This is a genomic window from Stenotrophomonas sp. STEN023 (assembly GCF_056760135.1).
Genome location: NZ_JBRREF010000007.1, coordinates 87,913 through 95,289, shown reverse-complemented (window position 1 = coordinate 95,289; position 7,377 = coordinate 87,913). Strand labels below are relative to the sequence as shown.

The window sequence follows — 7,377 nt, the reverse complement described above, 5'->3', positions numbered from 1 at the left end:
TCCTTAACTGGGTGCCCCGCAGAGCGGTTCGTGCCGCGCATGCGGGGGCGGGGCCTCCCCGGGAATGGCCTCTGGGCTTCTGGGCTCGGCTCTACAGGACTTTATCGGTAAGGCCTCAGCCGAGCATGGCTCGGCTCTACAGGGCTTTATCGGTAAGGCCTCTGCCGAGCATGGCTCGGCTCTACAGGGCTTTATCGGTAAGGCCTCTGCCGAGCATGGCTCGGCACTACAGGCTGGTCGCTGCCTGCCTGACGCTGTACCGGTCATTCTGCTCGGGCCGCCAGCGGGTAAACTAGCGCAATGCCCCAGAGTCCCGCGCAACAACTGCTCTCCAGCGTTTTCGGTTACGACAGTTTCCGCGGCGACCAGCAGGCCATCGTCGAACACGTTGCCAGCGGCAACGATGCCTTGGTATTGATGCCAACCGGCGGCGGCAAATCACTCTGCTACCAGATCCCGGCGCTGCTGCGCGACGGCTGCGGCATCGTCATCTCGCCGTTGATCGCCTTGATGCAGGATCAGGTGGAGGCATTGCACCAGGTTGGTGTGCGCGCCGAGTTCCTGAACTCCACACTGGATGCCGAAACCGCCGCGCGGGTCGAACGCGAGCTGTTGGCCGGCGAGCTGAAACTGCTCTACGTCGCACCGGAGCGCCTGCTGACCGGGCGCTTCCTGTCACTGCTGAGCCGTGCGCACATTTCGCTGTTCGCCATCGATGAAGCCCATTGTGTGTCGCAGTGGGGCCATGATTTCCGCCCCGAATACCGCCAGCTGACTGTTCTGCACGAACGCTGGCCGCAGGTGCCGCGGATCGCCCTGACCGCCACCGCCGATCCGCCCACCCAACGCGAGATCGCCGAGCGCCTGGCGCTGTCCACCGCCCAGCATTTCGTCAGTTCCTTCGATCGCCCCAATATCCGCTACACAGTGGTGCAGAAGGACAACGCCAAGCGCCAGCTGCTGGGCTTCCTGCGCAATCATCGCGATGAGGCCGGCATCGTTTACTGCATGTCACGGCGCAAGGTCGAGGAGACCGCGCAGTTCCTGTGCAGCGAAGGCATGCAGGCATTGCCCTATCACGCCGGCATGCCGGCGGAAGTACGTGCCGCCAACCAGCGCCGCTTCCTGCGCGAGGACGGCATCGTGATGTGCGCCACCATTGCCTTCGGCATGGGCATCGACAAGCCCGACGTGCGCTTTGTCGCGCATACCGACCTGCCCAAATCGATGGAAGGTTACTACCAGGAAACCGGCCGCGCCGGCCGTGATGGCGAGGCTGCCGAAGCCTGGCTGTGTTACGGCCTGGGCGACGTGGTGCTGCTCAAGCAGATGATCGAGCAGTCCGAGGCCGGCGAGGAACGCAAGCAGCTGGAGCGCGCCAAGCTCGACCACCTGCTCGGCTACTGCGAATCCATGCAATGCCGCCGCCAGGTGCTGTTGGCCGGCTTTGGCGAAACCTATCCCAAGCCCTGCGGCAACTGCGACAACTGCCTCACCCCGCCCGCCGCATGGGACGCGACCATTCCGGCGCAGAAGGCGCTGAGTTGTGTGTACCGCAGCGGTCAGCGTTTTGGCGTCGGCCACTTGATCGACATCCTGCGCGGCAGCGACAACGAGCGCATCCGCCAGCTCGGCCACGACAAGCTCAGCACCTACGCCATCGGCAATGACCTGGATGCGCGCGCCTGGCGCGGCGTGTTCCGCCAACTGGTCGCCGCCAGCCTGCTGGAGGTAGACCCGGAGAGCCATGGCGGCCTGCGCCTGACCGATGCCAGCCGCGATGTACTCACCGGCCGCCGGCAGATGATGATGCGCCGCGACGCTGCACCAACCCGCGAGCGCGAGCGCGGCGGTCCGCGCACCGGCCTGCCGGTGCAAGCCGGCGATCTGTCACTGTTCCAGGCTTTGCGCGGGCTACGTGCGGAACTGGCACGCGAGCAGAACGTGCCGGCTTTCGTGATCTTCCACGACAGCACCCTGCGCAACATCGCCGAACAGCGCCCGACCAGCGTGGACGCGCTGGGCAAGGTTGGCGGCATCGGCGGCAGCAAGCTGGCCCGCTACGGGCAGCGCCTGGTCGAGATCGTGCGCGAGCAGGGTTGAGGCGCAGCCGCGGCCTGGGCAACTACTGTCCCTGCAGGTTCTGCTCGGCAAGCAGCAACAACCCTTCCACCTTGCGTCGGTCGACCGAGCCAGCCACCTGCAGCCGTTCCATCAGCACCTGTACGCGCAGCAGTTCCTGCCTGGCCAGCTGCGCATGCCCCAGCTGCAACAGTGATTCCGCCAACGCCAGACCTGCTGCGGCTACCGCGGCACTTTCCTTGCCCTGCTTGGCTGCGGCAAATTCCAATGCACTCCTGCGTAGCGCCAGCGCGTGCGCGCCCTCCCCCATGCGCCCTGCCAAGTCCGCCCGGATGGTCAACAGCCTCAGCTGCAGATCCTCCGAAATCGGCGAATGCATCGCTTCCAGCAGCCGCTGAGCCTGCGCCAGTTCGCCGTTGCGCACATGCCAATCGATGCGATTCAAATGCGCTTCCACGCGACCGGGCGCATCCTCCGGCAGGCTTTGCGTCAGTCCCTTGTCGGCATGCAACAGCATGGGGCCGGCCTCCCCCATCCGTCCCTGCCGCATCAGCAACACGCCCAGCCCACTCTCCGCCCGCAGGCTGGTGGGCGAGTCCGCACCCAGCTTCTGCGTGCGGATCAGCAACGTCTGCCGATACAGATCTTCGGCCGCGCCGAATTCGCCGCGCAGTTCCTTCAACGATGCATAGTTGAACAGGCCCATCGAGTACTCGACCGAGTCCACACCATCCAGGCGCGCGCTCAATGCATTGCGCTTCTGGTAGTACGGCTCCGCCGCCGCATAGTCGCCGGAGTCCCGGTACAGATCTGCCAGGCCATCATATTGCTGGCGTACGAAGCCGCTCTCGGCACCGTACAGTTCCAGCGCATGCTGCATGCCCGACTGCAGCAAAGGCAATGCCTGTGCATAGCGGCCCTGCTCGCGGAAGATCTGTGCCAGCCGCATTTCCGCCGCCAATGCCAGCGAGGTGCGCCGACCGTGCAGGCTGGCAAGCATCTGCCGGAACTCGCGTTCCGCCGATTGCTGGCGGCCCCAGCGCAGGTACATCAGGCCCTTGTTGTAGGACAGCTCACTTATTTCGGTCGCAACGTCCGTATCGGTCGCATCCTGGTACAAGGCCACCGCACTGTTGTACGCGGCCTCGCCAAGATCAAAATGCTGTTGGTTGACCAGCGCCAGACCCTTGGCGTTATAGAGACGCGCCTGTATCACCACCGGGCCCTTGCGCCCGATCAGATCCAGGCCTTGCGCTGCCAGTTGCGCCCCAAGTTCACCATCGCCATCCATGGTTTTCTGCACGGATAGATCCGCCAGCACATTGGCCGCATCCAAGGGGCGCGCCACGCGCGGGTCCATGAAACCGCCATAGGCCTGCTGCAGCAACGTGTCGGCCTGGTGTGAGGCACCCGCGTTCTGGTAGGCAACGCCCAGCACCGCGCGCATCCGCGCCAGCTGCGCCGGCGCATCGGCAAGGTCGCGTGCGACCTGCAGCGAGGCCTTGTCGAGCAGCTGCCGCGACGTCAGTTGCTCGGCGCCGCGCTCGGTACGCAGGAACGGATCGGCAGTCTCGAACATGCCGACCATGAAGTTGCTGACCTGCTGCGCGACGACCGCCTCTTCCTGCGCCTGCCGCCGGGTTTGCCACAAGCCCACCACGAACACCGCGAGCAGGGCACTGACACCCGCGGCGATCGCAGCACCCTGCCAGTTGCGGCGCAGCGCCTTGCCCAACTGGTACAGGCGACCGCCGTTGCGGGCAACCACCGGCTGCAGTTCCTGATAGCGCCGCAGATCGGCCATCAAGGCTTCCACCGAGCGATAGCGCAGAGTGATGTCACTGGCGCAGGCACGCGCCGCGATGGCATCCAGGTCACCGCGCAATCGCCGCCGCCAAGGCAGGTCGGCCGGCGCGCTCGCGCTTGCTGCAGGCACGGCTTCGCCAGCATTCTCGGCTTCACGCGTACAGGCGCGGGTGGTCAGCATCTCCACCAGCATGACTCCAAGACTGTAGACATCGCTGGCTGCGCCGACATTGTGCCCGGCGATCAGTTCCGGGCTGGCATAAGCGGGCGTGCAATAGCCGGAGTCGCGCTTGTCGCGTGCCTCGTTGAGCAGCTGAGCCAAACCAAAATCCAGCAATACCGGCTGACCATTGGCCTGCACCAGCACGTTGCGCGGCTTGAGGTCACAGTGCAGCACCAACTGTTCGTGCGCAGACTGCACGATGGTGCAGATCTCCAGGAACAGGCTCAGCCGCTCCTGCAGCCCCAACGCCTGCTCTTCACACCAGCGGTCCAGCGGCACCCCATCGATGTACTCCATCACCAGGTAGGGATGGCCGTCGGGCGTGGTACCGCCATCGTAAAGCCGCGCCACATTGGCCAGCTGCAGATCGGCCAATACCTGCCGTTCACTGCCAAGCAGTTCGACTTCGGTGGCGCCCGGCATGCCGTGCAGCAGCTTGATGGCAACGGTGCGCTGATAGAGACCGTCGGCGCGTTCGGCCTTGAACACCGTTCCCATTCCGCCTTGGGCAATGCGCTCGGTCAGCCGCCACGGGCCAAGCCGCTCGCCGACCCCGAGTTCCGGTGCCAACGCCCGTGCCAGCGCAGTGTCCAGGCGATTGCTGACCCGGCTCAGGCCTACCGTCTGCGAACGCAGCAGCTGCAGCACCTCCTCGCGCACGGCGGGATCGGCACTGCCTTCGGCAACGGCCTGCGGCCATTGCTCGCGCGCCAACTCACTTACCGCGTCGAACAGCGCACGCACCTGCCGCCAACGTTCACCGCCCACTAGTGCCCCCTGGCCATCAGTGCTCAGCGCAATTGCCGGTTCAACCAGGCCCGCGCGAAACGCAGGTCTCGGTCGACCGTGGGAGCGGATACATCCAGCACCAGGGCGATCTCATCACGGCTCATGCCGCCAAAGTAGGTCAGCTCGATGGTGCTTGCCGCGCGTGGCTCCAGCTCGGCCAGTTGATTCAAGGCCTGGTGCAGCGCCAGTACGTCATAGCCGATGCCGGCTTCATCCGGCACCTGGTCGGCATGTGAAAGCGTCAGCTGCTCGGCGTTGCCGCCGCGTTTGTCCGCCGCGCGTGCGCGCAGATGGTCCACCAGTACCGAGCGCATCTTCAGCGCGGCGATGGCAACGAAGTGGGCGCGATCCTTGTAATCGGCTTCAGCGCCCAGCAGGCGCATCAGCGATTCGTTGACCAGCGCCGCCGGCTGCAAGGTGCCATTGGTCTGCTGTGACAGGCGATTGCGGGCAATCAGCATCAGGTCCGAATACAAGGCCTCGAACAGGTGCTCGCGTGCATCCATGTCGCCTTGTTGCCAGCGGTGCAGTAATTGCGTGATCTGCTTGCTCAATCCTGTCCCCAATGACTGGATGCCGACAACGGCAACCAACGGTGCGCTGGCCATATTAGGACCAGTCCCCATCAGATCCAACCACGATGGCTGCAACTGTTCGTTCGGGTGACAGCTGCGGCGCACTCTTACAGTCGCTCGTGTCGTTGAACAACTGCCAGCAAACAGCGATAGCGGTCACAACGCATGCACTGTGTGGATCACATCGATGCCTGCTGGCCCAAGGCCCCAACCCCGCTGCATCCGCGCCGCCCCGGTCAAGCCACGGTAGCCCGAGGACACAGTACTGATGGCCGTTGACAACATTTCCACGGCATTGGAATCTGCGCCACTTCGCGCCTGAAAAGCGCTTGATCGGCGGATTCTATGCAGCAGGGAGTAATGCAGGGCATGTGGAGAAGGAACGTTTTGATCGGCACGCTGTTGTCTGCGGGGATGCTGGCAGCCACGGCACAGGCACAGGTATTCGATCCCGGTGCACACAAGGGGCCACAACAGGGGACGCAGAACGAAGTCGCGGTGCTCGGCACCATGCACATGGCCAGTCTGCCGGCAAGCTTTGACCCCGCCTCGCTCGATGCCTTGATCGACCGGCTGGCATCGTGGCACCCGCAGGCGATCGCCGTCGAGTCGGTATCCGGACAGCAGTGCGACATGCTGCGCCGCTACCCTGGCCGCTACAGATTGACGGTGAACGATTACTGCCCCGACCTGTCGGCCGCAGCGAAGGCAACCGGACTGGACGTGCCAGCCGCATACGCGGCAGCGGAAACGCTGTTGGCAAGCTGGCCAGCACAACCAAGCGCGGCCCAGCGCCGCGAACTAGCCGCCAAGTTCCTCGCAGCGGGCGAACGTGATTCGGCACTGGTCCAATGGTTGTACCTGCCTGCGCCGGAGCGGCATGCAGAGGGCGGCTTGAACCAGGAACTGGTGGACGCACTGGAAGTGTTGCGTAGTAGTCGCAATGAAAACACGCTGATCGCCGCCAAACTGGCGGTGCGGCTGGGACACCAACGGCTCTGGCCGACCGACGACCACAGCGCGGATCAGTACGGCCCCAACCCCAAGGCCTATGTGGCGGCGATCCGGAAGGCATGGGACAACCCGGCTTCCAAGCAACGCAGCGCGCAGTACAGCAACCTGGACGCACAGCTCGACACGCCGGAGAAAGTACTGGCGGTATACCGCCGTGACAACGGCGCCGACATCGCCCCGGTCGCCTTCGCAAGTGACTACGGCGCCGCACTGGAAGAACCCTCTCCGGAAGGCTATGGGCGCATGTATGTCACCTCCTGGGAAACCCGCAACCTGCGCATGGCCGCCAACATCCGCGACCTGATGGGGCCAAGGCCCGGCATGCGCACGCTGGTGCTGGTCGGCGCCTCGCACAAGGCCTACCTGGATGCCTATCTCAAGCAGATGCACGACGTACGCATCGTCGACGTCCAGCAGACCCTGCTGAAGTAACACAGCAAGGCCGCGGCGAACGCCGCGGCCTGCACCATCAGTAGCCCGGGCAAGCGCAGCGCACCCGGGGCTTCCCGAGAACAAGCTTCAATACCGCTGGATTCCAGTCTCCCGAATGCGCTTCGCTTACGCGGCCCAGGTTTGAGCCGCCAATTCAGGCCCTCGCGCAGCGGTCGCTTTCTTCGGGGCAACAAAAAAGGCTTCGGATCGCTCCGAAGCCTTTGCAATGCTGGTGGGCCGTGATGGATTCGAACCATCGACCAAAAGATTAAAAGTCTGATGAAAAACCCTTGCGGCACAATGGTTTGGGTCGGTTTCCCGCTCCGCAACTATGTGCAATAGATCACCGGTAAGTGCTTGATCCTGCGTGGACGAACTTTCCTTTGCGGAGCGAAATCGAGCCGCGCCTTGCGGCCGCTCTGGCCCCGCCAAAGGCTTGATTACATTCAATTCCTT

General features: G+C 64.3%; 4 protein-coding genes. 2 read left to right on the top strand and 2 right to left on the bottom strand.

The window, feature by feature from the left end:
• Positions 1–300: 300 nt before the first annotated feature.
• Entirely contained in the window at positions 301–2,103 is a 1,803-nt protein-coding gene (recQ, locus tag ACVOLV_RS03515; protein ID WP_481553164.1) for a DNA helicase RecQ, read from the top strand.
• Positions 2,104–2,125: 22 nt separating this feature from the next.
• On the opposite strand, the gene ACVOLV_RS03510 is transcribed toward recQ, so the two are convergent.
• Positions 2,126–4,879 carry a protein kinase domain-containing protein gene (locus ACVOLV_RS03510; RefSeq protein WP_481553163.1) on the bottom strand — a complete coding sequence of 918 codons (2,754 nt, stop codon included), beginning with the start codon at positions 4,877–4,879 and terminating at the stop codon, positions 2,126–2,128.
• A gap of 23 nt (positions 4,880–4,902) precedes the next feature.
• Positions 4,903–5,526 (bottom strand): ECF-type sigma factor, encoded by a 624-nt coding sequence (locus ACVOLV_RS03505; RefSeq protein ID WP_481553162.1) that lies wholly within the window; start codon positions 5,524–5,526, stop codon positions 4,903–4,905.
• A 318-nt stretch (positions 5,527–5,844) separates the two neighbouring features.
• On the opposite strand from ACVOLV_RS03505, the gene ACVOLV_RS03500 reads away from it, so the two are divergent.
• Positions 5,845–6,921, top strand: a complete 1,077-nt coding sequence (locus ACVOLV_RS03500; RefSeq protein WP_481553161.1) for a DUF5694 domain-containing protein — start codon at positions 5,845–5,847, stop codon at positions 6,919–6,921.
• Positions 6,922–7,377 lie beyond the last annotated feature (456 nt).

Excerpts from the sequence above, each read along its gene's own strand:
- recQ (WP_481553164.1), top strand. The coding sequence starts at position 301 with ATGCCCCAGAGTCCCGCGCAACAACTGCTCTCCAGCGTTTTCGGTTAC.
- ACVOLV_RS03500 (WP_481553161.1), top strand. The coding sequence starts at position 5,845 with ATGTGGAGAAGGAACGTTTTGATCGGCACGCTGTTGTCTGCGGGGATG.
- ACVOLV_RS03505 (WP_481553162.1), bottom strand. The coding sequence starts at position 5,526 with ATGGGGACTGGTCCTAATATGGCCAGCGCACCGTTGGTTGCCGTTGTC.